General features: G+C 40.2%; 26 protein-coding genes. 20 read left to right on the top strand and 6 right to left on the bottom strand.

Annotation, left to right across the window (positions count from 1 at the left end; all coding sequences use genetic code 11):
• The first annotated feature begins 50 nt into the window (after nucleotides 1–50).
• The 4 genes from pstC to phoU are packed head-to-tail and all read left to right on the top strand — an operon-like array spanning nucleotide 51 to nucleotide 3,393.
• Nucleotides 51–989, top strand: a complete 939-nt coding sequence (gene pstC / locus ACFVSH_RS07820; protein ID WP_377332255.1) for a phosphate ABC transporter permease subunit PstC — start codon at nucleotides 51–53, stop codon at nucleotides 987–989.
• 3 nt (nucleotides 990–992) lie between these two features.
• Entirely contained in the window at nucleotides 993–1,871 is an 879-nt protein-coding gene (gene pstA, locus ACFVSH_RS07815) for a phosphate ABC transporter permease PstA (protein WP_387597978.1), read from the top strand.
• Between the two features lie 16 nt (nucleotides 1,872–1,887).
• Nucleotides 1,888–2,721, top strand: coding sequence for a phosphate ABC transporter ATP-binding protein PstB (gene pstB / locus ACFVSH_RS07810; RefSeq protein ID WP_387597975.1), 834 nt, complete (start codon nucleotides 1,888–1,890; stop codon nucleotides 2,719–2,721).
• 18 nt (nucleotides 2,722–2,739) lie between these two features.
• The gene (phoU, locus tag ACFVSH_RS07805; protein ID WP_098187187.1) at nucleotides 2,740–3,393 is read left to right on the top strand and encodes a phosphate signaling complex protein PhoU; all 654 of its coding nucleotides are present in this window, start codon (nucleotides 2,740–2,742) and stop codon (nucleotides 3,391–3,393) included.
• A gap of 68 nt (nucleotides 3,394–3,461) precedes the next feature.
• Here the strand turns inward: phoU and ACFVSH_RS07800 are convergent, their stop codons facing one another.
• Nucleotides 3,462–3,914, bottom strand: coding sequence for a hypothetical protein (locus ACFVSH_RS07800; RefSeq protein WP_387705473.1), 453 nt, complete (start codon nucleotides 3,912–3,914; stop codon nucleotides 3,462–3,464).
• A gap of 2 nt (nucleotides 3,915–3,916) precedes the next feature.
• A complete protein-coding gene (locus ACFVSH_RS07795) occupies nucleotides 3,917–4,297 on the bottom strand; it encodes a hypothetical protein (RefSeq protein ID WP_387597966.1) in 381 nt (126 codons plus the stop codon).
• 416 nt (nucleotides 4,298–4,713) lie between these two features.
• On the opposite strand from ACFVSH_RS07795, the gene ACFVSH_RS07790 reads away from it, so the two are divergent.
• From ACFVSH_RS07790 to ACFVSH_RS07770, 5 genes are all read left to right on the top strand, one after another.
• On the top strand, nucleotides 4,714–5,322 hold the full coding sequence (locus ACFVSH_RS07790; protein WP_387597963.1) for a hypothetical protein: 609 nt from the start codon (nucleotides 4,714–4,716) through the stop codon (nucleotides 5,320–5,322).
• A gap of 118 nt (nucleotides 5,323–5,440) precedes the next feature.
• Nucleotides 5,441–5,590: a 50S ribosomal protein L33 gene (gene rpmG, locus ACFVSH_RS07785; RefSeq protein ID WP_028391797.1), complete on the top strand. Its 150-nt coding sequence runs from the start codon at nucleotides 5,441–5,443 to the stop codon at nucleotides 5,588–5,590.
• A gap of 178 nt (nucleotides 5,591–5,768) precedes the next feature.
• A complete protein-coding gene (locus ACFVSH_RS07780; RefSeq protein ID WP_387705471.1) occupies nucleotides 5,769–6,341 on the top strand; it encodes a 5-formyltetrahydrofolate cyclo-ligase in 573 nt (190 codons plus the stop codon).
• A 76-nt stretch (nucleotides 6,342–6,417) separates the two neighbouring features.
• Nucleotides 6,418–6,606, top strand: a complete 189-nt coding sequence (locus tag ACFVSH_RS07775; protein ID WP_063233052.1) for a hypothetical protein — start codon at nucleotides 6,418–6,420, stop codon at nucleotides 6,604–6,606.
• Between the two features lie 176 nt (nucleotides 6,607–6,782).
• Nucleotides 6,783–8,321 carry a rhomboid family intramembrane serine protease gene (locus ACFVSH_RS07770; RefSeq protein ID WP_387597957.1) on the top strand — a complete coding sequence of 513 codons (1,539 nt, stop codon included), beginning with the start codon at nucleotides 6,783–6,785 and terminating at the stop codon, nucleotides 8,319–8,321.
• Here ACFVSH_RS07770 and ACFVSH_RS07765 read toward each other — a convergent pair.
• Nucleotides 8,316–9,176: a hypothetical protein gene (locus tag ACFVSH_RS07765; RefSeq protein ID WP_387705469.1), complete on the bottom strand. Its 861-nt coding sequence runs from the start codon at nucleotides 9,174–9,176 to the stop codon at nucleotides 8,316–8,318. The two genes, ACFVSH_RS07770 and ACFVSH_RS07765, sit on opposite strands and share 6 nt — an antisense overlap.
• Before the next feature lie 215 nt (nucleotides 9,177–9,391).
• Between ACFVSH_RS07765 and ACFVSH_RS07760 the strand changes: the two genes are divergently transcribed.
• The 5 genes from ACFVSH_RS07760 (at nucleotide 9,392) to ACFVSH_RS07740 (ending at nucleotide 15,271) form a co-directional block, all read left to right on the top strand.
• Nucleotides 9,392–9,601: a YqgQ family protein gene (locus ACFVSH_RS07760; protein ID WP_076365307.1), complete on the top strand. Its 210-nt coding sequence runs from the start codon at nucleotides 9,392–9,394 to the stop codon at nucleotides 9,599–9,601.
• A gap of 14 nt (nucleotides 9,602–9,615) precedes the next feature.
• On the top strand, nucleotides 9,616–10,587 hold the full coding sequence (locus ACFVSH_RS07755) for an ROK family glucokinase (RefSeq protein ID WP_387705467.1): 972 nt from the start codon (nucleotides 9,616–9,618) through the stop codon (nucleotides 10,585–10,587).
• A gap of 179 nt (nucleotides 10,588–10,766) precedes the next feature.
• On the top strand, nucleotides 10,767–12,617 hold the full coding sequence (locus tag ACFVSH_RS07750) for an LTA synthase family protein (RefSeq protein ID WP_387705465.1): 1,851 nt from the start codon (nucleotides 10,767–10,769) through the stop codon (nucleotides 12,615–12,617).
• Nucleotides 12,618–12,759: 142 nt separating this feature from the next.
• Nucleotides 12,760–13,926, top strand: coding sequence for a M14 family metallopeptidase (locus tag ACFVSH_RS07745; protein ID WP_260284693.1), 1,167 nt, complete (start codon nucleotides 12,760–12,762; stop codon nucleotides 13,924–13,926).
• 172 nt (nucleotides 13,927–14,098) lie between these two features.
• Nucleotides 14,099–15,271 carry a YqgU-like beta propeller domain-containing protein gene (locus ACFVSH_RS07740; protein ID WP_387705464.1) on the top strand — a complete coding sequence of 391 codons (1,173 nt, stop codon included), beginning with the start codon at nucleotides 14,099–14,101 and terminating at the stop codon, nucleotides 15,269–15,271.
• Between the two features lie 43 nt (nucleotides 15,272–15,314).
• Here ACFVSH_RS07740 and ACFVSH_RS07735 read toward each other — a convergent pair whose 3' ends face one another.
• Nucleotides 15,315–15,488, bottom strand: a complete 174-nt coding sequence (locus ACFVSH_RS07735; RefSeq protein WP_192205506.1) for a DUF2759 domain-containing protein — start codon at nucleotides 15,486–15,488, stop codon at nucleotides 15,315–15,317.
• A gap of 233 nt (nucleotides 15,489–15,721) precedes the next feature.
• On the opposite strand from ACFVSH_RS07735, the gene ACFVSH_RS07730 reads away from it, so the two are divergent.
• Together ACFVSH_RS07730 and ACFVSH_RS07725 are read left to right on the top strand one after the other, a co-directional pair.
• Nucleotides 15,722–16,348 carry an MBL fold metallo-hydrolase gene (locus tag ACFVSH_RS07730; protein WP_387705462.1) on the top strand — a complete coding sequence of 209 codons (627 nt, stop codon included), beginning with the start codon at nucleotides 15,722–15,724 and terminating at the stop codon, nucleotides 16,346–16,348.
• A 373-nt stretch (nucleotides 16,349–16,721) separates the two neighbouring features.
• Nucleotides 16,722–17,840 carry a class I SAM-dependent methyltransferase gene (locus ACFVSH_RS07725; protein ID WP_387705460.1) on the top strand — a complete coding sequence of 373 codons (1,119 nt, stop codon included), beginning with the start codon at nucleotides 16,722–16,724 and terminating at the stop codon, nucleotides 17,838–17,840.
• Between the two features lie 55 nt (nucleotides 17,841–17,895).
• Here ACFVSH_RS07725 and ACFVSH_RS07720 read toward each other — a convergent pair whose 3' ends face one another.
• Both ACFVSH_RS07720 and ACFVSH_RS07715 read right to left on the bottom strand, forming a co-directional pair.
• The gene (locus ACFVSH_RS07720; protein ID WP_076365317.1) at nucleotides 17,896–18,138 is read right to left on the bottom strand and encodes a DUF2626 domain-containing protein; all 243 of its coding nucleotides are present in this window, start codon (nucleotides 18,136–18,138) and stop codon (nucleotides 17,896–17,898) included.
• An 85-nt stretch (nucleotides 18,139–18,223) separates the two neighbouring features.
• A complete protein-coding gene (locus ACFVSH_RS07715) occupies nucleotides 18,224–18,919 on the bottom strand; it encodes a helix-turn-helix transcriptional regulator (RefSeq protein WP_387705459.1) in 696 nt (231 codons plus the stop codon).
• Nucleotides 18,920–19,133: 214 nt separating this feature from the next.
• On the opposite strand from ACFVSH_RS07715, the gene ACFVSH_RS07710 reads away from it, so the two are divergent.
• From ACFVSH_RS07710 to ACFVSH_RS07695, 4 genes are all read left to right on the top strand, one after another.
• Nucleotides 19,134–19,514: a Spx/MgsR family RNA polymerase-binding regulatory protein gene (locus tag ACFVSH_RS07710; protein ID WP_387705457.1), complete on the top strand. Its 381-nt coding sequence runs from the start codon at nucleotides 19,134–19,136 to the stop codon at nucleotides 19,512–19,514.
• A 102-nt stretch (nucleotides 19,515–19,616) separates the two neighbouring features.
• Nucleotides 19,617–20,693: a competence type IV pilus ATPase ComGA gene (gene comGA, locus ACFVSH_RS07705; protein WP_387705479.1), complete on the top strand. Its 1,077-nt coding sequence runs from the start codon at nucleotides 19,617–19,619 to the stop codon at nucleotides 20,691–20,693.
• Nucleotides 20,677–21,711: a competence type IV pilus assembly protein ComGB gene (gene comGB, locus ACFVSH_RS07700; RefSeq protein ID WP_387597932.1), complete on the top strand. Its 1,035-nt coding sequence runs from the start codon at nucleotides 20,677–20,679 to the stop codon at nucleotides 21,709–21,711. Before comGA ends, comGB begins: the two co-directional genes overlap by 17 nt.
• A gap of 79 nt (nucleotides 21,712–21,790) precedes the next feature.
• Nucleotides 21,791–21,921, top strand: a 131-nt coding sequence (locus ACFVSH_RS07695; protein ID WP_387705477.1) for a prepilin-type N-terminal cleavage/methylation domain-containing protein, incomplete at its 3' end; no start/stop codon positions are given.

Raw genomic sequence — 21,921 nt, 5'->3', positions numbered from 1 at the left:
GAGGGATTGGGTAGCCCCTTAATATTGCGTGTCTGAATGGAGGATACATGTTGGAACCGAAACAAACAGATACCTATTCTGTACAGCGATTGATTCTAGAAAAAAAAAGCAAAAAAAGATGGAATATAGAGAAAATCATTCCTAAGCTGTTGTTCCTTACAGCAGTGATTTCTGTATTTATAACCATTGGGATAGTCCTTACGTTGATTTTTGAAACTTTTATATTTTTTGAGAAAGTGTCCATCGTGGAGTTTTTAACAGGACATAAATGGTTACCCTTTGCATCCACGCCTTCCTTTGGGGTTATGCCACTTGTTGTTGGAACATTAAAGGTAACGGTAATAGCGGCGATAGTTGCAGTTCCGATAGGTCTTGCAACCGCCATTTTCTTGAGTGAATATGCATCTGAGAAAACACGGAGAATCATTAAGCCGATTTTAGAAGTTTTAGCTGGAATCCCTACTATCGTTTACGGCTTCTTTGCCTTAACCTTTGTAACGCCAGTATTGCGGGATATATTCCCTTCCCTTGACATGTTCAATGCTTTAAGTCCTGGGATTGTGGTAGGAATCATGATCATGCCGATGATTGCCTCTTTATCGGAAGATGCACTTGTCTCAGTACCGAAATCGATTCGTGAAGGTGCGTATGCTCTTGGTGCTACGAAACTGGAAACGACGATTAAAGTGGTATTACCAGCGGCTATGTCCGGTATCGTTGCTTCAATTGTCCTGGCTTTATCCAGAGCTATTGGAGAGACCATGATCGTAAGTGTCGCAGGTGGATCGACTCCAAGTATGAGTATGGACGTCACAAATTCTATTCAAACGATGACTGCCTATATCGTACAGGTGAGTACTGGAGACGCAGGGTATGGGACAACGATTTACTACAGCATATATGCGGTTGGAATGACACTGTTCGTCTTTACGCTTATTATGAATTTATTGGCGCAGTTCATCTCCCGCAAGTTCAGGGAGGAATATTAAAACATGAAACTGATAAACAAAAATCATGTTGTAAAAAAAATGCCCACTCGGCTGGCGGTTAACACGATATGTAAAGGCTTATTCTTCTTAGCAACTTTATTTGGCCTTCTGGTATTGGCCATCTTATTTTATCGGATATTGACTCAAGGAATTGGTCATTTAAATTTTGATTTCTTCCAGAATTTCGCTTCTAGGAGACCGGAAGAGGCTGGTGTAAAGGCAGCTCTTATCGGTTCGATATGGTTAATGGCCGTCGTTACCCCAGTTTCCCTTCTTCTCGGTGTGGGAACGGCGATTTATTTAGAGGAATATGCACGAAAGAATTGGATCACATCTTTTATAAAGTTGAATATATCAAACCTGGCAGGTGTTCCGTCAATTGTATTTGGATTGCTCGGTTTGACGGTTTTTGTTAGGGCTCTAGCCTTGGATCGCTCAGTGTTGGCAGCAGGTTTGACGATGAGTCTACTCGTCTTGCCCGTCATCATTGTTGCAGCTCAGGAAGCCATACGTTCTGTACCGCGTGATTTAAGGGAAGCTTCTTATGGAATGGGTGCAACAAAATGGCAGACGATTTTGAAAGTGGTTCTTCCAGCTGCGATACCTGGTATTTTGACAGGTGGAATACTCGCTTTATCCCGGGCGATTGGGGAAACGGCACCATTAGTGGTGGTTGGTATCCCGTTGTTCATCGCCTTTTTACCGCAATCGGTCATGGATACATTTACGGTGCTACCGATGCAAATCTATAACTGGACATCCCGGCCACAGGAAGAATTCCAGCAGGTTGCGGCTGCAGGTATCATCGTTTTACTTGCTCTGTTAATTTTAATGAATTCGATAGCTGTCATAATCCGTAACAAATTCCAGAAAAGATACTGATTGGAGGAAGGAAAGAATGAATATGACATTAACGGGACCCAAAAAGGCTCCAACAGTTGGAATAGAAAATGCAAATGCAGATTCCGTTTTCTTAAAAGAAACGGTGTATGAAACGTCAGATCTCAATTTATGGTACGGTGAAAACCATGCTTTAAAAAATATTAACCTGGATATGTATCAAAATGAAGTGACCGCCATTATCGGGCCTTCAGGATGTGGGAAATCTACCTACATCAAAACATTGAACCGAATGATTGAGCTAGTTCCGGATGTGAAAACGACAGGCCAGATTAAATATAGGAACAGAAATATCCTCGATCAGTCCTATAAGGTGGAAGATTTAAGGACACAGGTGGGGATGGTCTTCCAAAAGCCTAATCCCTTTCCTAAATCAATTTATGAAAATGTTGTATACGGACCAAAGATCCATGGAATTAAAAATAAAAAAATTCTTGATGAGATCGTTGAAAAGAGTTTAAAAGGAGCAGCCATTTGGGATGAAGTGAAAGACCGTCTGCATGAAAATGCATATGGACTTTCAGGTGGACAGCAACAGCGCCTTTGTATTGCCAGATGTTTGGCAATCGAACCAGATGTCATTTTAATGGATGAACCGACTTCTGCCCTTGATCCGATATCCACCTTGAAAATAGAAGAACTGGTTCAAGAACTGAAAAAGGATTTCAGCATCATCATCGTTACCCATAACATGCAGCAGGCTGCGCGTATTTCTGATAGAACGGCCTTCTTCTTAAATGGGGAAGTCATCGAATATACTGATACAAACACCATCTTCTCTAATCCGAATGATAAAAGAACAGAAGATTATATTACCGGACGTTTTGGTTAATGAAAAGGAGATGCGACAATGGTTGTTCGTGAAAATTTTGAGCTTCAATTAAAAGAATTGCAAGAGAAAATAGTGAAGTTGGCTAATTTAGCTTCAGGTGCGATATCAAAATCATTTACCGCACTGGAAAACAAGAATGTTGAAGAGGCTCTTGAAGTTATTGATGATGATACAATAGCTGATTTACTAGAAGAGGAAATTAATGACTTTGCAATTTTGCTGATTGCTAAGCAGCAGCCGGTTGCGATTGATTTAAGGCGTATCATTGCTGCCATAAAAATAGCTTCAGATATTGAAAGGATGGCGGACTTTGGCGTGAATATCGCTAAATCAGCCATCCGAATCGGTGACCAGCCATTTATTCTGCCATTAACACCATTAAAGCAGATGCATGATATTACATTAAAGATGATTGAACTTTCGATAGATGCATTCGAGAAGGAAGATGTTGTTCTTTCAAGAGAAATCATTGAAATGGACGATGAGGTCGATCGCTTTTATGGAGAGATGATTCGAAGTCTCCTTCGACTTTCAGATGAAAAAAACCTTCAGCAGATCACACAACTGTCTTTAATTGCCCGTTATTTAGAAAGAACGGCTGACCATACAACGAATATAGCTGAAAACATTTATTTTCTGGTAAGAGGGAGATATATTGGCAGGAATGAATGAACCCTTCCTAATTTAAAAAAGAGAGGCTTTTTCTCGGACATCGTCCATTTAAAAGTCTCTCTTATTCATTAATGGGTCAAAGTATTGGCCAATTGTCTATATGACATATTATTAGTAACAACAAACTCGCCGATTTGTATTTTTTTTGAGAAATCCCGGTCATTCATGTAAGCTTCGAATTCAGCAGCATCATCGATGATTTTTTCTTTGTAAAGGCTATCGGCAATTTCGGTTGTGGTCATATTCGTTTTCACTTTAATTGTATAGGTGACGATGGAAGGGTCTTTTTTCGAAGCCTCTTTCTCCATTGAATCCTTATCCGGATCCTTTGGTTGGACGTTCTCTTTAACTTCCTCCATAGGGAGTGTAACGACGAATCCCTTCTTCACGAGCAATTCCTTAGCTTCCTCAGCAGTAGGGGAAGTGCCTGCGGATAATCCGGTGCCATAATAAAAGCCAGCAAAGATTGTTGTGGTAAAAATCATACCGGCGGAAAGACCTTGCAGTCCTGCTTTGTTCATTTTCATTCACCCCGCACTCTTTGCTGCTCGATCACTGTTATGGTTTGTTCCTTCGTCAACGAGGATTGTCTAGCGATCTGGTCCAAAGAGAGACCTTGACTATATAAAGATAGAACCTGGCTTTTTAGAATTTCATGAATGGGTTCGATATCGTTGGGATTGACAGGTGATTTATCCTTTACAGGGGGAACAATGTCGTCCTGGATAACGAATTCCTCTTCAAGAATCTTCACCTTCATCTTTAATTGATAAATATCCTGCATATACGTTAGTGTCATCTGTTCTAAATCTTCTTCTAATTTGGCAACTTTATCTTTACCGAAAAAGGAAATGATGAGAAGGACGATCGCTAATGAAAAAAGAAGGATGATAAGTATTTCCATGTTTTCACCTCAGATGATAAATTTCGACAATATACTTATATTTTACACATATTTTTAAAAAAATGGAGATTTTCCTATTCTAAGTGGGCCTTATCCTTCATTTATTGCCTGTTTTTTAAATAATATTGTCGAAATGCCTTATGACCGTCGTTGAAGAAAAAAAAATAGGTATTAAAATGGGAAAAAAACCTTTGAGAGATAACATACATAAAATTCGACAAAAAGTGTTTATTGTCCATAAGCCAATTCAGTGCTAACATAAAGATAGAATAAATAGAAAAAACAAAATATTATGAATAGTTAAAAATCGGTTGACCTATAAGAAAATGGTGTGCAGATTCTATAGTGGATTGTTTCACTGTCAGCGCCTAACGATAAGTTATATAAGGATAAATAAAGGGGAAGGGATGATTATTATGAATTCGCTATTCGCGTATATGCCGCAGGATAACCAGGATATATTTCGCAAGGGACTAAAGGTTGGACTATGGATGGATGAGAGTTTTGATTGGTATCCTGAGGAAGATATGATGAGTCATCCTAATGGAGAGATCCGGACACTTTCACAAACATATACCCAGGGGAAGGTGACCTTTTCGAAGTTCACGATTAGGAATACCTCATTCGAGACTAAGCGCCCTAAAGTGTTTTTTCACTATGAAAACGCTTTCGAAAGGCAGGCAGTAGCCTTTTACAGTCCGAATGAACGGGCGATTTTACATGTAGCCCCTCAATCGATTGCCTTATTGGGTGGATTTGTGAAAGGAAAAAGCATCTCTCAATATTGCATCCAAGGTAAGGGAAGCCTTTATCAAGAGGGATGCTTCAAATCATTGAAAGAAGGGCTCCTGGCTTATTCACCGCTCGCCAAAGGGGAAGTGACCAGCGTGTTTACGTTAGAGACGGAAATCTTACCGAAAGAATGTGTGGAAGCCGTGGCTTGGGTCATTCATGCTGAAACGAAAGAAGAAGCGAAAGTTATAAATAATCAGCTCCTCCTGACGATGCAAAACGTGAACAATTAAGAATTCAAAAAAGTAAATGTTGGATTTCCCAAAAAACATACTAGCAATTCGCATTGAATAATGCTATTATAGAAAAGTCCTATGTGAAAATGTCAATATGTTTGGAGGGAAATACACAATGCGCGTGAATATTACATTAGCTTGCACTGAATGTGGAGACCGTAACTATATTTCTAAAAAAAATAAACGTAACAATCCAGACCGTCTTGAGCTTAAAAAATACTGCTCAAGAGAAAAACGCAGCACGACTCACCGTGAAACAAAGTAAGCAACAGGATTTTTCCTGTTGTTTTTTTTATTCATTTTTTTAATTCCTTCTATCTCACTTCCCTTTAGTGAATATTTTCAGAAAGCACTAATGATTCGGCAATTTCCGACACGGTATTTTCGAAAATGAACAAATATTATGAGATAATGATAGAAGTAGACTAAAGGAGTCGGAAGAGATGAGAGAAAAAAAGAATAAGCTCCGTCAAGAAGTCAGGTCCCGTTTAATGGAGCTGACTAAAGAAGAACATGAGGAACTATCGAACAGAATCGCTGAAAACCTATTTTCACTGGAGGAATGGAAAAGAGCTGAAACAATTGGCATCACCATCTCCATCCCGCCTGAAGTTCCAACGGTACGGATCATCGAACAAGCATGGAATGAAGGAAAAGAAGTGGCTGTACCAAAATGTGATCCTGAAAAAAAGACAATGGAATTCAAAAAAATCTCGTCCTTCAATCAGCTGGAGTCTGTTTATTACGGATTGCTAGAACCTGTGGCTGATACAGCCAAGGCTCGCAAAGAGGATTTGGATGCATTGATCGTACCCGGTCTTGCTTTTACCAAGGAAGGGTATCGCCTAGGCTTTGGAGGGGGCTATTATGACCGTTTCCTATCCTATTACCGGGGAAATACATTGGCCCTTACATACGAGCTTCAATTAATGGATGAACTCCCGATAGAGGTACATGATATAGCGGTCGGCAAACTCATTACCCCATCCAGGGTTATACGCACTTATGCCCATTAAGAAGAAGTTTATTAATTATCACTTTTAGCTCATAAAAATCCTGTCCTGTATCAAACTATTGATAGGAGGGATTGTTATGCTTCGATTAATTATTCAAATCTTCTTGGTAGGTTTAGTTGTTTATGCAGGTTACCAAAACCGGTACCGCCTGATAAATGTTGCGCTGTCCAACGGCATACTGAGAAGATTTCTAGTGACTAAATCCTTGGATATGCCAATGTTCAGGGATAAAATGATGCAAAGCATGTTCACTCAGACTAAATGAGGATGCCGGCATCTTAAAAAGGAACCTGATCAGGGGTTCCTTTTTTATTTATAAAGATAGGGGGGAGTGGAATTTAACAGTCTCCTTTTTTACTTTTTACATGTTTTCGTCTATAGTTTTAATTAAAGAAACAGGAATTTTAAAAGCTTAAGTTTCATTGGAAAGTGGGGAAGGCATTGGGATTTAAAGAGGATTATTTGTTTTGGGAAACCATAAGGGAGTTGTCTGCCCATTATGATTATCGAATGATCACTGTCACGGAAAACCATCAGGAGATTTGGCTTGAGAGCGATAAGAATAAGGAGTTTCCAGTCATAAGACTCATTCGACATGATTTGGATTGGGCTAATTGGCTGAAACGCGATATCGAACGAACATTGCAGAATGGGGAAAGGATCAGAAGGAAATTATACAAGAAGCCCATAAACATATTAAGTATCTATGTTAGTGAATTCGCCCCGGTGGATGATCATGAATTTAGCTCACGGGTGGCTTCCTTTAAAAAATCGAATGTTAACACGTTCCTTCTAACGAGTGAAAACTTTCATGATTCGTTGCGAAACCTTGAACTTGTTTTGAAAAAGCCACTTTCAATTCAAATTCCTGAAGAAAATGAAATAGATGAGGAAAAGGTCCTCGCAGTAAAGAAGGCCGCCATCTCGGAGTCAGTCAAAAAGGCTAAGGCAGAGCAAAAGGTATTTCAAAATGCCAATAAGCCATTCTTTACATATATATTCATGGCGATACAAATAGCTGTATTCATCTTGATGGAGTTTAATGGGGGCAGCACCAATTCCAAAACTTTGATCGAGTTTGGTGCTAAATTTTCCCCTTATATCATACAAGGGGAATGGTGGCGGTTCTTTACACCGATGATCGTCCATATTGGGTTCATTCATTTACTGATGAATACATTTTCATTGTATTTAATCGGTGCTGAAGTTGAAAGGATTTATGGGAATGCCAGGTTCCTTATCATCTATATATTCGCTGGTTTCGCTGGAACTTTAGGAAGCTTCATCATGACCCCGAATCTATCCGCAGGTGCGAGCGGAGCCATTTTTGGCTGTTTTGGGGCACTTCTGTACTTTGGCATCGTCTATCCTAAATTATTCATGCGCTCGATGGGCTCATCGGTGATTGTGTTGATCATCATTAACTTAATATATGGTTTCACCGTTTCGGGAATTGATAATGCAGGGCATATCGGAGGTTTGATCGGAGGGTTCCTGGCTGCTGGAGTGGTCCACCTGCCGAAATCCAAGAATATCTTTCGGCAGCTGGCTTTTCTGATAGGCACGGTAATACTGACCTATGCCCTGCTGCAATTTGGTTTCAATCATCAGGAAAGTGCAGCTATAGATGATAATACCATGGCCATAATGGCCCAAAAGTATATAGATGATGATGAAGAGGACAAAGCGGAAGAGATGCTATTCAAATATGTGAATGCAAATCCTGAAGCACCACTATCGCTTTTTATGCTGGGAAATTTATCTTTTGATAAAAAGGACATATACAAAGCAAGGGATTATTATGAAAAAGCGATTGAAAGTAATCCTGATTTGCATGAAGCCCATTACAACCTTGCCTTAGTCTACATGAATCTCGAATCATTCGATCAAGCTAAGGAGCAAGCTGATAAGGCCATTGAGCTTGCCCCGGATAATAAGTCATACACTAAACTTCTGGCGGAAATTGAAAAGCAACTATAACAACTTTTGACGCAACATGATTGGGGTACCGTCTTTCAGGGTAAACAAGACAAGTATTTCACTATGATTCTTCGCCATAAGCAATAGGGGGGTGGTGCTACCTTGTGGAGTCACAGTGGATCCATCCTCCTTTTTTATTCCCAACACATAATTTTTGTAAAGTCCTTCCCATAGTTTTCCCACGATTTCCTCCCGTTTGAATTGGGGAAAGGCAGCAAGCCATTGATTTTTCTTTGAGGGCAGATCTGTTAAAGAGATGACATTGTATTGTTCCAGATTAACCTGAAAAGCTTGACCAGCTTTCTCCAAACCATTTCGAACCGTTTGATCTGTCAAGCCGTCCAGCGTTTTTTTCCACTGAACCTGTTCTTTTGAAAGGGGACGGTGGAAAAATTGAAAAACCGGTGTCGTTACTGTATACAGTTTATCTTTACTGAGCTGCTGGGCACTGGTGAAAATTGTGTCACTCGGATGAACTTCGGCATAATGAAACGTTACCGCTTCATAACGCCCGCTCTCGGATTCTTTAGATTTTGCTTTTTGAGAGAGTTCTTGTTTATTTTGGCGCCAATTTTTTAAAGCTCCTGCCAGTTTTCCATTTTTGTATAAAAGCGATACGTCCTGGCGTAAGTAAGCATGCTGGTCCAAAGTAGACTCCACCCTCCAAGTGATGGTATAGGTGGAATCCCCGGTACCCTTCGGTGTCAGATGGGTGGAGGCATATTCAAAATGGAGCGAGGAATCGATGGGAAAAAAAATGATGGTTTCCTCTGTCTGTTTATGATTCGATAAATAAAGGATGACAAAAATGGTGGTTAAAACCAAAAAGACGGTATACTTCAATTGTACTTTCATTTTTCCCCTCCGTTTTCACGACGTGATGAATGCATTAAAAACATTAAGCTGTTAAATCAAATCGAAAGAGTCCACTTTCTTGATATTTCATCATATGAATACAATTGGACATGTATGAGGGGGATGGGGGAAATTATCTAAGGGGGAAATGGGCGCTTGTTACAAAGAGGCTGATTCGATATACTTTCCTATAGAAAAGAGTAAAGAGGTTTACTATGAAAACATATTATGATCTTCAACAATACTTGAAAAGATTTGGTACATTTATTTATATTGGTGATCGCTTAGCCGAGCTTGAACTGATGGAAGCCGAAATAAGGGAAATCCACCGTATGCAGATGATGGATACGAAAGATTATCAAATGGCGATTCTTTTAATTAGGCAGCAATTGTCTCTTGAAAGGGAAAAACAGAAAAAAAATTGATAAAAAAGGTGAGAATGATGGAAAAGTGGCTGATGGGTGTGGATTTAGGCGGTACAACTACCAAACTGGCTCTGATCAATTTATACGGAGAGATTATTCATAAATGGGAAATCGGCACGGACATCTCCGAAAAGGGAAAATTCATCACGATTAACATAGCCAAAGCAATTGATGCGAAGCTCGCGGAACTTAATGAACCGAAGAGTAAGATAGTAGGGATAGGGATGGGTGCTCCCGGACCCGTTAAATTTGTTAACGGTTCCATATATGAAGCCGTCAATCTAGGCTGGAAGGACTATCCTCTAAAAGATTTAATGGAGGTGGAGACATCTCTTCCGGCTGTGATCGATAATGATGCGAATATGGCAGCTTTGGGCGAAATGTGGAAAGGTGCCGGTAATGGCGCCAAAGACCTCGTTTGTGTAACTTTAGGAACGGGTGTAGGCGGCGGAATCATCCATAATGGGCAAATTGTCCATGGTACCAGTGGGGCTGCGGGAGAAATAGGTCATATAACGGTTGTAACGGACGGAGGCTCACCATGCAATTGCGGAAAGACTGGTTGTTTGGAAACGGTTGCTTCGGCAACGGGAATCGTCCGTATGGCTTTAGAGGCCTTGAATAACGCCGATGAACAGTCAATGCTTCAGCAGAAAGTCGAAGAGGGAAATGCGGTTACTTCCAAACTGTTATTCCAATGCGCTGCAGCAGGTGATCCTTTGTCCAAAGCTGTGGTAAATAAGGTAGCCAATTACTTGGGGCTTGCACTTTCACATGTTGGGAATGTCATGAATCCAGATAAAATCGTCATTGGTGGGGGCGTTTCGCAAGCGGGAGACATTTTGCTTGATCCTGTCCGTTCTGCCTTCGGAAAGTATGCATTTAAACGGGTTAGTAAATCAACGAAAATCAGCCTGGCCACACTGGGCAATGATGCAGGGGTAATAGGTGCAGCCTGGCTCATTAAAAGCCAACTGAATACGTGATCCCTTGCTGTCCTGTTGAAAACAGGGCTATAAGAAAAAAAGATGGAATCTTCAAAAAATTCCTCCCTTTTGAGGGCGGGGGCAATCGTTCCTGCTTTTGCATAGGGGAGAACCATGACCCATGATTGAGGCGCTCTGCATCATGGCTCCAGCGCTTTTTCGATGAGGAGGGACCAGGATTGAAAAGGGTCAAAAAACAGGGATATTCATTGTTTTGGGTCGTATTGATTTCACTTTGGCTTAAAACATATATTGCTTATAAAACAAGTTTTGAGATAGATAATGATAATTGGATCCAAGAGTTCATACTATTCATCAATCCTGTCAGTTTCCTCTTGCTTACTCTTGGCGTGAATATTTTTTTAAAAGAAAATAAAAGGACAGCATACTTATTGATCATGAGTTTTTTCATCACCTTCGTCCTTTTTGCCAACCTTGTTTTTTTTCGCTTTTTCAATGACTTTTTAACCATTCCCGTTCTTTTTCAAACGAGCAATATGAACGATCTTGGAAGCAGTGTACATGAATTGATCAATCCAAGTGACCTTTTGTATTTTGCCGATATTCTGGTCTTGATGCTTCTGCTGAAATACAGACCAAAAACATTCCATGAATGTCGATACAATCCCCAGGACCGTAAATTCTTTTTGTTAATGGCTTTGGGAGTGACATTCTTTAACTTGGCTTTAGCGGAAGCGGCGCGTCCCGAACTCCTGACAAGAACGTTTGACCGCGAAATCCTCGTTAAGAATATCGGTACGTATCATTATCATCTATATGATGCAATATTACAGACGAAATCATCTGCTCAGCGGGCCCTTGCGGATGGCAGTGAATTGTCGGAAATTGAAAATTATGTCCGTGCGAATCAAAAAGAGGTTAATGATGTCCTTTATGGTCTGGCAAAAGGCAAAAATGTGATCGTAGTATCATTGGAATCCACTCAAAGCTTTGTCATCAATAAAACTGTCAACGGTGAAGAAATCACTCCTTTTCTGAACCAATTCATTAAAGAGAGCTATTATTTCAATAACTTTTATCACCAAACTGGCCAGGGGAAAACATCCGATTCAGAATTCATTATTGAGAATTCCCTCTATCCTTTAGGTAGGGGTGCCGTATTTTTCACTCATGCCCAAAATGAATACAAAGCCACCCCCGAAATCTTAACGGAAAAAGGTTACAATACGGCTACCTTCCATGCCAATAATAAAAGCTTTTGGAATCGTGACATAATGTACGCTTCTCTTGGGTACCAACGGTTTTATGATAGTGATGAATACAAAGTCTCTGAAGGGAATTCCACCAATTGGGGTTTGAATGATAAATCGTTCTTCAAGCAATCAATCTCTCACTTGAAGCGGATGCCTGAGCCTTTTTATGCCAAGTTCATAACGTTAACCAATCATTTTCCATTCACTTTGAATGAAGAAGACCGGACATTGGAACCATATGATTCGAATTCCAAAACTTTGAATCAGTATTTTCCGACTGTACGATATACCGACGAAGCCTTGGAACAATTTATCGGTGATTTGAAACGTGATGGATTATATGAGGATTCCATTATTGTACTATATGGTGACCATTATGGAATTTCGGAAAATCACAACTCTGCCATGAGCCAGTTCCTTGGGAAGGAAATCACGCCTTTCGAATCCATCCAACTTCAGCGTGTCCCGCTCATCATACATATCCCTGGGCAGGAGGGGAAAATGATTTCCACCGTTTCCGGCCAAATTGATGTAAGGCCTACTCTCCTTCATTTATTGGGGATTGAAAATGATGATTATATTGAATTCGGCAAAGATCTTTTTTCTGAAGGAAAATTGGAATTCACCGTTCTTCGCGATAGCAGTTTCATCACAAAGGATCATCTCTATACGATGGATACCTGTTATGATAAAAAGACCGGAGCCGCGACAGCAAAGGATTCATGTGAAAAGTATTTGGATAAGGCAAAGCAGGAGCTTGAGTACTCCGACAAAATCATTTATGGGGATTTACTCCGATTTTATGAGCAACGTTGATAAAGGAAACCTGGCACAATCCAGGTTTTTTTGTTTTTTCGGGAGAATCAGTAGCACTACAATTATGAAACACGTTAGACTTCCTGAACATCTTTCTGTTTTCGCTTCATAAAGATAAAACAATGAAAGGAGCGGAGGCTGAATGAAAGTTGTGAGCAGAAGCGGGGATGATTTGGCATATTACAGTCAATTGTTCCAAATTCCTCGGGTTTTGATTGAGGATGCCAATCCCGCAATTACTGGCGGGGTTTTGCCAAATGGCAGGGAAGTACAGATACCTGGGTACATTGTTCAGGAAGAGTCCCGGTTAGATATTGATTTTGCCGAAATCGCTTTACAATATCACCTGCCCATCGATGGGATAATATTGTTGAATCAAGATGGACAAAAACCTTTTTCCGTACCCGTCCGGGTGATGAATCCCATGATTGTCACCGACAAGCCTTATGGATATCAATCACTTCTTGACGATCTCGATATTCTATCTTTTCATTACCCCTTTATTAAGGTTGAATCGATCGGGAGGAGTGTGTTGGGAAAAGAACTACTTGAGGTAAGAATCGGTCAAGGTGAAAAGGTCATACATTATAACGGTTCATTCCATGCTAATGAATGGATCACTACGGCAGTTTTGATGAAATGGCTGAATGATTTTCTGCTGGCGGTAACGAATGATCGTACACTATGTGAAATGGATTGTATGCCCTTCTATCGGGATATGACCATTTCGATGGTTCCAATGGTGAATCCGGATGGAGTCGAGCTTGTCCTAAAGGGGAAGGAGGCGGCAGAGGGGAAGGTTGATGTTTTAAAAATAAATAATGGTAATCCTGCTTTTTATGCTTGGAAAGCCAATATCCGCGGTGTAGACCTGAATAATCAATATCCTGCCAATTGGGAGATTGAAAAGCGCAGAAAGATTCCAAAAGCTCCTGCCCCGAGGGATTTTCCAGGAGAGACCGCGCTATCAGAACCAGAAGCATTGGCCATGAAGGAGCTGGCAATAAGACGGAATTTTGAAAGAGTGCTTGCACTTCACACCCAGGGAAAAGAATTCTATTGGGGATATGAGGGCCATGAGCCCGAACAGGCAGCGAATGTTGCGAGGGAGTTTGAGGAGCGCAGCGGATATCGGGCCGTACAATATGTTGACAGCCATGCCGGGTATAAAGATTGGTTCATTCAGGAATTTAAACGGGGTGGATTCACAATCGAACTGGGAAAGGGCATCAATCCGCTTCCGCTATCCCATTTGCCTGGTATATATGAAGATTCTGTCAAGATTTTGATGGCAGGCCTATATATGTGATGCATTCTCCTAAGGAATATACTTCCAAAAAAATATAAGGTCATTATCCGCCACATTTTCTCTTTTTTACTTTATAATGAAAGAGAGTAAGGATTCGATTGGTCAGTCCTTACTCTCTTTCTAATGTCTCGCTCACATATGCCAGGCGTTTTAGTTTTGAAGTGGGAGGTGTGTGGAGATTAAAGTATCCAAAGCAGCACTTTGTATGCGGCTTTCCATTTGTAAGATGTTGTGTTTCATCCCATTATTTATCTCCACTATCCTTCTTATCTCGGCTTGTGAGCCTTCCAAGGACCTTAGTAAACCCGTAAATGTTACGGAAAAAGAACATTCCCAATCCAACATGGAAATTTCAGTAAGCAATTTGAAGGTCCCGACTGCAGAAACGGAAAAAATCGAAGCCATTTTTGGATGGCTGGATTCTAAAACCATTTTATATTCTGTGAAGCGGGATGGTAATGAATTATCCCAGTTGATGACATGGAATTTGGAGACGAATGATACTTCCGTTTTCTATCAGCCGGCTTTTGCGTTTTCTGAAGTATCGATCAGTCCGTCTGGTACGCATATTTTGTTATCGTCCTTCACCTCTTCGGATAAAGCATCAATCACAATACTCGATAAAACGGGAAATCCATTGTATTCCGTGGCGATCCCAGCCTATGAATTAGCTTATGAGTGGAATTCATTTAAAGATGGCCAGTTGTTTGTATCGAGTTTTTATGAAGATTGGACATACAGCAGTTATGTGTTGAATCCAGATGAACAAACTATGGAAACTCTGGACTTTCCGCAGCCCTTTGCTCAATGGGCAAGTGAAAATGAATTGATGTTTCTGGATTGGGACAAGGAAGAACCTGCTTTGACGGCTCCCCTGGAAAGAAAAGCGCTTAATAAGGATGGAGCGGACAGTATTATGCTCGATGTCATTCACTTTAAAAAGATAAAACAAGCGCTGATGACGATTCAAGTGGAGACAGAAAAAAAAGATCGGGGTACATATGCATTTTATGATTCTACAAACAAGCCGATCCACTCTTTTTCCGTGCCGCTATTGAAAAGCTTTTCAGATTGGGTGATCCCATCCTATGATTTCATTGAAAAAAACAAGGAATTCATAACCTTCATTCCTAATGAATCAAAAGATGCGGACCAATATGAGGGAAGGTTTACCTTAACTAAATTAAATTGGGAAAAAGGCACACAAGAAGAATTGATGAAGGACATGGAAAATGAACCATTAAGCTGTTCGCTTGATGGCAACTTCTGCTTATATGGATATCAATTTGAAAAAATCATTGATATGAAAACCCATCAAATACAAAGATTGTTCAAACAAACATGATGACCTAAAAAACAAAAGCTCGCCGGATGGCGAGCTTTTTTCTTCAATGGGCAACAGGAAAACCGCTGTTGATGATAGTCATGACAGTGAACCAGCCAAACACGACTGCACTGCCGGCTGCAAAAATGAATCCTAAGAAGTTTCTCTTTTTTAATGAGGTAAACACAGCTGCTACTGCTAATATAGCCACAAGTCCGAAAACAACCATTAATATCATGTCAAAACCCCCTTTTTCCGTAATGAATACCTAATCCCTAATAATATACCCAGAGAATAAAGCAACTACCAAAAATATGTAGAAAAGATTGCATTTGTTAATATCTTAATATTTTTTCAATTATTTGTCGAGGTTTAATAGGTGACACTTCTATGACTTGAGTAAACTGGATTAACATTAGCAGGATAATTAGTGTAAGATGAAGATAGAAAATAATATTGGAGTTGTTGGAAATGAAATGGAAACAAATCCCTTTAGGCCCGCTACAAACGAATTGTTATGTAGTCTCCGATGGACAGGATTGCATCATTTTCGATCCGGGTGAAGAGCCACATAAAATCATACAGTACATACAAACAAAAAATTTAAAGCCTTTGGCGATTTTATTGACACATGCACATTTTGACCATATCGGTGCTCTTGATGCTATTCGGGATCATTATGGGATACCTGCATATATTCATGAAAAAGAGGCCAAGTGGCTGCTTGATCCCGCATTGAATGGTTCTCAAAACTGGTTTCCAGAAAGTCCGATGCGAATGAAGCCTGCCGATCACATCCTGGCAAATGAGCAGGAGCTTACTATTGGAGGATTCACTTTCGAAGTATTAGAAACTCCCGGACACTCACCAGGGAGCGTTTCGTATTATGTGAAGGAAGAACGTTTCCTCTTTTCAGGGGACGTCTTGTTCCAGGGAAGCGTTGGCAGAACCGATCTAATAGGCGGAAGCGAGGCAGTGCTGTTAAATAGCATTGAAACGAAGCTGCTGACACTTTCTGATGATGCTATCGTTTTTCCTGGGCATGGGCCTGTCACGACCATTATGGATGAAAAGAATACTAATCCCTTTTTGAAATAATGACTTTTGCAGGTGCCATATGGCACCTGTTTTATTTTTAACATTTTATAATGTAAAAATATTGAAATGGGTCATTTCCGCAACTATACTGAATAAAAAAACGTTTTGACATTCACCTTTAAAAGGCTTATAGAAAATTTCTGTGTCTTCCTAGTGTGGATGACTCTTCTGTTCCTGCTCTGAGGTAAGTTGCATATATGAATATTTGCCTGAAGCATTCATTTTTTTATGGTGGCACCCTTAAGAACTGTGAGATGAAAAATTGAACATTTTGTGAACCTTAAATTTGTTTTCGTGTATGGTCGATAAAAAAACTTATTCTTGTGTTTTATTAAGAAAAAGGAAAGTTTAATTTTCAATATGGTGGAAGATCATGGAGACGGAGGCTATTGTGTTGAAAAACCACTTGAAGGAATTGATTGCAGGAAGCCCCCAAAAAAGGATTTCCTATCATGACTATATGGATGCTGTTTTATATACGCCAAATATAGGCTACTATGCACGCGCAAAAGAGAAAATTGGCTCAAGAGGGGATTTTTATACGTCTGGCAATGTTGGGGATGCATTTGGGAGATCACTGGCCAGGTGGTTCGTTTATTTGATAAAAAGGTGCGGAGTTTCACCAAGAATCATCGAGGTCGGCGCAGGGGACGGTAAACTGGCTTATGACATCCTTGTTTTCATAAAAGAAATGGAACCGGAGATATGGGACTCTCTGACTTATATCCTTGTGGATGGCAGTCCATTTCATAGAAAGGTTCAGCAAGAACGTATAGGGATGTTCAAACAGGCAGTTTCTGCCCCCAGTTTAGAAAAATGGACGAATGTAAATGGAATCGTCTTTTCAAATGAACTTTTCGACGCGCTGCCTGTACATGTCATTGAAAAGTATAACGGAGCCCTGGTAGAGTTATTCGTCACTGAAAAGGAAGGCGAATTGGTGGAAGAGAGGGAACCTTTGGACAATCCTGAGATTCTATCTTACCTTACAGAACGAACTATCACCTTAAATGAAAAACAACGATATGAAGTTCCCCTAAAAATGGTCCTTGAATATGAGAAGATCGTTTCCTGTATCGAATCGGGTATTCTCCTTACGATTGATTATGGCTATACCGAAAGGGAATGGAAGGAGCCAGCTCATCTTCAAGGGAGCTTGAGGGGCTATCATCAGCATCAAATGATTAAAGATGCGCTTATTTATCCTGGTGATATGGATTTGACGACACATATCCATTTTGACACATTACTCGAGATTGGAAAAAGAAAGGAACTTTCCAATCAGGGGCTATTTCTTCAAAATGATTTCTTGCTTAAAGCAGGGATATTGGAGGAATTGAAGGACCATCAAGGAACTGATCCATTCTCGAAAACGGCAAAGCGTAATCGTGCAATTCGGGGGCTAATCGTTCCAGGGGGATTTAGTGAACATTTCAAAGTGCTGCTCCAAACAAAGAATATAGCAGAAGATGTGAGGATCTTTCCTGAATGATGACAAGTAAAAACCCATGAATCAAAATTCATGGGTTATGTAATATTGCTTGTTCTTAATGCGCGGTACCCGGAGTCATCATAAATACGCTCCAGTAGGAAAATCCTGCAAAGAAAACGGTAAGATAGGCGCCGAAAACATAAATATACATGCGCTCAGATAATTTCAAATAACTTAAAAGTACAAAAAAGATCGTTTGTGCAAAGAAAAGCAAAGACGTTTGATGCATATGGCCAAGATAAAAGAAAATTGCCATAATTCCTGTCCAAAATCCACATACTCTGAACATGCGTTCCACCCGAATCCCTCCTTATGTCTAGACGTGTACATTCAAAATAATTATAAATGAAATTGTAAGGTAATGTAAAGGATGCCTTTTGTTTCTATGTGAGAACCGAAGCCTGGTATGAGCATGTTGCACAATTGGACATCATATTTTCTAATTCCACAATATTGACATTCTCAAACAAGGCTTCGAACATACCTTCCAAAAATGAATTGTGCATGGAGCAGATTGTTTCTGGCTCCACTTCAGCCACTTCCTTAAACGGGCAATTGAAGATACGGAAGTATATTTTATTTTCTTCTTCGCTTGCTTGTATTTCAGGAGATAATCCTGCGAGGGTAGCCGCATTTTTAAGCATATTGACCTTTTCCCCAAAACCAAGTCCATCGATCGATGTCAAGGCTAGTTGCTGATTGATCAATTCCTCCCCGAATACTTTTCCCGTTTCATAAAGTGCCTGTTTTCCTTGTTCCCCTAATGTCATCATCGTCTTGATGGCAATCTTTGAAAGCAGCTGATAGTTCCTATATGGAAAATTTAGCTGAATGACTTTATCGGATAATCGATAAAGTCTGCTGGGACGACCCCCTTTCCCGGTCTTTCGGGCATCAGAGGTCAACATATCGATATCCTCCAGTTTTGACAAATGCAAACGGGCAACATTTGGATGGATGTTAAAAGAATCGGCGATTTGCTGTACCGATACATCACCATGCTTATTCACAATATACTGATATATATTATATCTGGTGGGATCAGCTAACACGTTTGTTATTTTTAACGTTTGTTCCATTACTTCCTCCTGCTATTCCATAGTTTAACTATGTCCATTATAATGCAGGCAGAAAAAAATGGAATAAGAGAAAGAGCAAACTCCCTTTAATTTATAAAATGTTCACAAATAAAGCGGATTAATAAGCAAATATCTATACAATAATTGTGCAAATGTTATACAATTGTTACATAGATTAATAATGTATACAAATTGTGAACGGGGAGTGATTAGTATGGCACAGTTAACTTTCTTTTCGTATCCAAGTTGTACCTCTTGCCGCAAAACAAAAAAATGGTTAAAGGCCAATCATGTTTCCTTCGATGAGCGACATTTATTCAGAGAGACTCCAACTGTAGCAGAGTTAAAAAGAATTCTTGAATTGACATCGGAAGGGCTTGATGAAGTCTTAGCAACAAGAAGTGAAGCATACAAAGACTTACAAATTAATATGGACGAAATGATGCTTTCCGATGCAATCCAATTATTAACAAAAGAACCGAAGTTATTAAGAAGGCCCATTCTCATGGACGGGCAAAAACTGGTGATTGGTCATAATGTAGACGCATTAAGAAATTTGGTTTCCAAAAGTCTTGATTTGAAAATGAGCATGTGAGATGATTCTCGATTTTTTTCGGGAATTTTTTTTTTTGAAGGAAGGAATATGTCGTGGATTGTCGAATCCATACAACAAGAAGCATAGGAGGTGATGAATGAATTGATATCGATTGAAAAGACCGCAGAAAAAATACTGACCCGTGCTGTCCGGGAATCAGCATCGGATATCCACATTTTTTTTCGAAGGGAGGGACCTCTCATCCAATTCAGGATAGACAATAAGCTTGTTCCAAAGGAAACCTTATCATTCTTTGAAGCAGAGAGGCTGATCGCTCATTTGAAGTTTCTTGCCTCGATGGATATAGGGGAGAAAAGGAGGCCCCAAAGTGGTGCCATCACCATCAATTTGGCCAACCAGGTGGTCGGACTCCGCCTTTCCACTTTACCCACTGCCCATCTCGAAAGTTTGGTCATCCGCTTAATACCCCAACAGAATATCCTTCCTCTAGAACAGTTATCCTTATTTCCAAGCACCGTTCAAAAATTGATTGCGCTACTGAAGCATTCCCATGGCATGCTCATATTTACCGGCCCGACTGGCAGTGGAAAAACCACGACACTATATTCCCTGCTTCACCATGCCAATGAGATGATCAATCGAAATATTATTACACTTGAAGATCCCATTGAAAATGTATCCGAAAAGGTATTGCAAGTCCAAATTAATGAAAAGGCGGGCATTACGTATTCTGTCGGTCTAAAAGCTGTTCTGAGGCATGACCCAGACGTGATCATGGTCGGGGAAGTCAGGGATGCAGAAACCGCCAAGATCGCAGTGCGTGCCGCATTGACCGGTCATTTGGTACTTACAACCATGCATACAAGGGACGCCCAGGGCGCCATCTCCAGGTTACTGGAATTTGGTGTCAGCTTGCTTGAGGTTGAACAGAGTTTGATTGGCGTGACAGCACAGCGGCTGGTTGAATTGCGATGTCTTCCATGTAAAGGGGACTGTGCTTTACCTTGCAAAATGACTGCCAGGAATAAAAGGGCAAGTGTATATGAATTGCTATATGGAAAAAACCTAGCTGAGGTTCTCGGGATAATGGGAAATGAAAAAGGAAAGGCAACGGTCAGCTACCGCCAATTGAAGGATGAAATCGGAAAAGCGGTTGCAATGGGCTATGTGGATTCCGAGGAATATGAACGGCTGGTATATGATGAAACCAAAAAGTAAATGGAAGGTAAAAGAGCAGGCAGTCTTTATTTCGAAGCTAGGTGAATTATTGAATCATGGTTATCCTTTGGCGGATGCTTTACATTTTCTTGAGTTTCAGGAATCAAAGAAGAAAGCGGAAGACTTCACTCAGGCTAAAGCCGATTTAAGGAACGGTTACCCGTTGCACATGGTGCTGACCCATTTAGGTTTTCATCCGCAGCTTGTAAGTTATATATTTTATGGAGAACAATATGGCGACCTGGAACGGGCGTTGAAAGAAGGAGGGCGATATTGGAAGAAAAGAACCGAGGATATGGATAAAGTAAAAAAGTTAATGGTGTATCCCGTATTCTTAGTCCTTTTTGTGTGCATCGTTTTTTATATTCTTCAGAGTGTTCTCCTTCCCAAATTCCAGACAATCTATTTCACGATGGATGTTGATCAGCACGCACTCTTAAAATTAATGACAGCCTCCACATTCATTCTTCCAGCACTCCCCTTCTTTTTACTCGGATTGCTCCTATTCTTGTATGTACTCAAACGATTTTGGTTTAACGGTTTGTGCCCATTAAGGCAGCGAAGGATTTTGATGGGAATTCCGATATTCGGGACCTTCATCAAATTATACGAAACTTATTTTTTTGCTAGCCAATTCAGTGGCTTACTTTCCGGAGGGCTATCGATAAACGATAGCATCAAATTATTCTCGATAAATCAACAGCAGCCTTTTTATCAAAAACTATGCAATATCATTAAGGATGATTTGATTGAGGGCAGATCACTTGAAATGATTTTCCGTGAGCTCCCATATTTTGATGGGAATTTACCGGTGGTCGCTGCAAATGGTCAAAAATACGGCAGACTTGATGCGGAGCTGCTTCATTACAGCCGATTTTTACTGGAGAAAATTGAAGAGAGAATGAATGTAATCTTGAAAATCATTCAGCCTCTTATGTTTTCACTTATAGGTCTTTTGATCGTATCCATTTATTTGGCAGTTTTGCTGCCGATGTTCTCACTGCTGGAAGGTATATAGGATTTCATTTTTTTGTATTCAGGAGGTGAAAATGCTCGAAGGTCATCTGGTATTCAGATGGTTTCAGGAGCATGATGATATGTTGAAAAAAATGAATGAACGTGGTTTTACACTAATTGAAATGCTTATTGTTTTACTGGTAATATCCATCCTTTTGATTATAACGATACCCAATATCACGAAGAACCAATCAACTATCCAGTCTAAAGG

It is taken from the genome of Peribacillus sp. NPDC058002 (assembly GCF_042886655.1).
GTDB classification, from domain to species: domain Bacteria; phylum Bacillota; class Bacilli; order Bacillales; family DSM-1321; genus Peribacillus; species Peribacillus aracenensis.
This window is presented reverse-complemented; position numbering and strand designations above follow the sequence as displayed.

Bases quoted from the DNA above. Each gene is read 5' to 3' on its own strand.
- ACFVSH_RS07725 (WP_387705460.1), top strand. From the start codon at position 16,722: ATGGAGACGGAGGCTATTGTGTTGAAAAACCACTTGAAGGAATTGATT.
- ACFVSH_RS07710 (WP_387705457.1), top strand. From the start codon at position 19,134: ATGGCACAGTTAACTTTCTTTTCGTATCCAAGTTGTACCTCTTGCCGC.
- pstB (WP_387597975.1), top strand. From the start codon at position 1,888: ATGAATATGACATTAACGGGACCCAAAAAGGCTCCAACAGTTGGAATA.
- ACFVSH_RS07775 (WP_063233052.1), top strand. From the start codon at position 6,418: ATGCTTCGATTAATTATTCAAATCTTCTTGGTAGGTTTAGTTGTTTAT.
- phoU (WP_098187187.1), top strand. From the start codon at position 2,740: ATGGTTGTTCGTGAAAATTTTGAGCTTCAATTAAAAGAATTGCAAGAG.
- ACFVSH_RS07795 (WP_387597966.1), bottom strand. From the start codon at position 4,297: ATGGAAATACTTATCATCCTTCTTTTTTCATTAGCGATCGTCCTTCTC.
- ACFVSH_RS07780 (WP_387705471.1), top strand. From the start codon at position 5,769: ATGAGAGAAAAAAAGAATAAGCTCCGTCAAGAAGTCAGGTCCCGTTTA.
- ACFVSH_RS07755 (WP_387705467.1), top strand. From the start codon at position 9,616: ATGATGGAAAAGTGGCTGATGGGTGTGGATTTAGGCGGTACAACTACC.
- pstA (WP_387597978.1), top strand. From the start codon at position 993: ATGAAACTGATAAACAAAAATCATGTTGTAAAAAAAATGCCCACTCGG.
- ACFVSH_RS07745 (WP_260284693.1), top strand. From the start codon at position 12,760: ATGAAAGTTGTGAGCAGAAGCGGGGATGATTTGGCATATTACAGTCAA.
- ACFVSH_RS07760 (WP_076365307.1), top strand. From the start codon at position 9,392: ATGAAAACATATTATGATCTTCAACAATACTTGAAAAGATTTGGTACA.
- ACFVSH_RS07735 (WP_192205506.1), bottom strand. From the start codon at position 15,488: ATGATATTAATGGTTGTTTTCGGACTTGTGGCTATATTAGCAGTAGCA.
- ACFVSH_RS07790 (WP_387597963.1), top strand. From the start codon at position 4,714: ATGAATTCGCTATTCGCGTATATGCCGCAGGATAACCAGGATATATTT.
- ACFVSH_RS07730 (WP_387705462.1), top strand. From the start codon at position 15,722: ATGAAATGGAAACAAATCCCTTTAGGCCCGCTACAAACGAATTGTTAT.
- rpmG (WP_028391797.1), top strand. From the start codon at position 5,441: ATGCGCGTGAATATTACATTAGCTTGCACTGAATGTGGAGACCGTAAC.
- ACFVSH_RS07800 (WP_387705473.1), bottom strand. From the start codon at position 3,914: ATGAACAAAGCAGGACTGCAAGGTCTTTCCGCCGGTATGATTTTTACC.
- ACFVSH_RS07715 (WP_387705459.1), bottom strand. From the start codon at position 18,919: ATGGAACAAACGTTAAAAATAACAAACGTGTTAGCTGATCCCACCAGA.
- ACFVSH_RS07765 (WP_387705469.1), bottom strand. From the start codon at position 9,176: ATGAAAGTACAATTGAAGTATACCGTCTTTTTGGTTTTAACCACCATT.
- comGB (WP_387597932.1), top strand. From the start codon at position 20,677: ATGAAACCAAAAAGTAAATGGAAGGTAAAAGAGCAGGCAGTCTTTATT.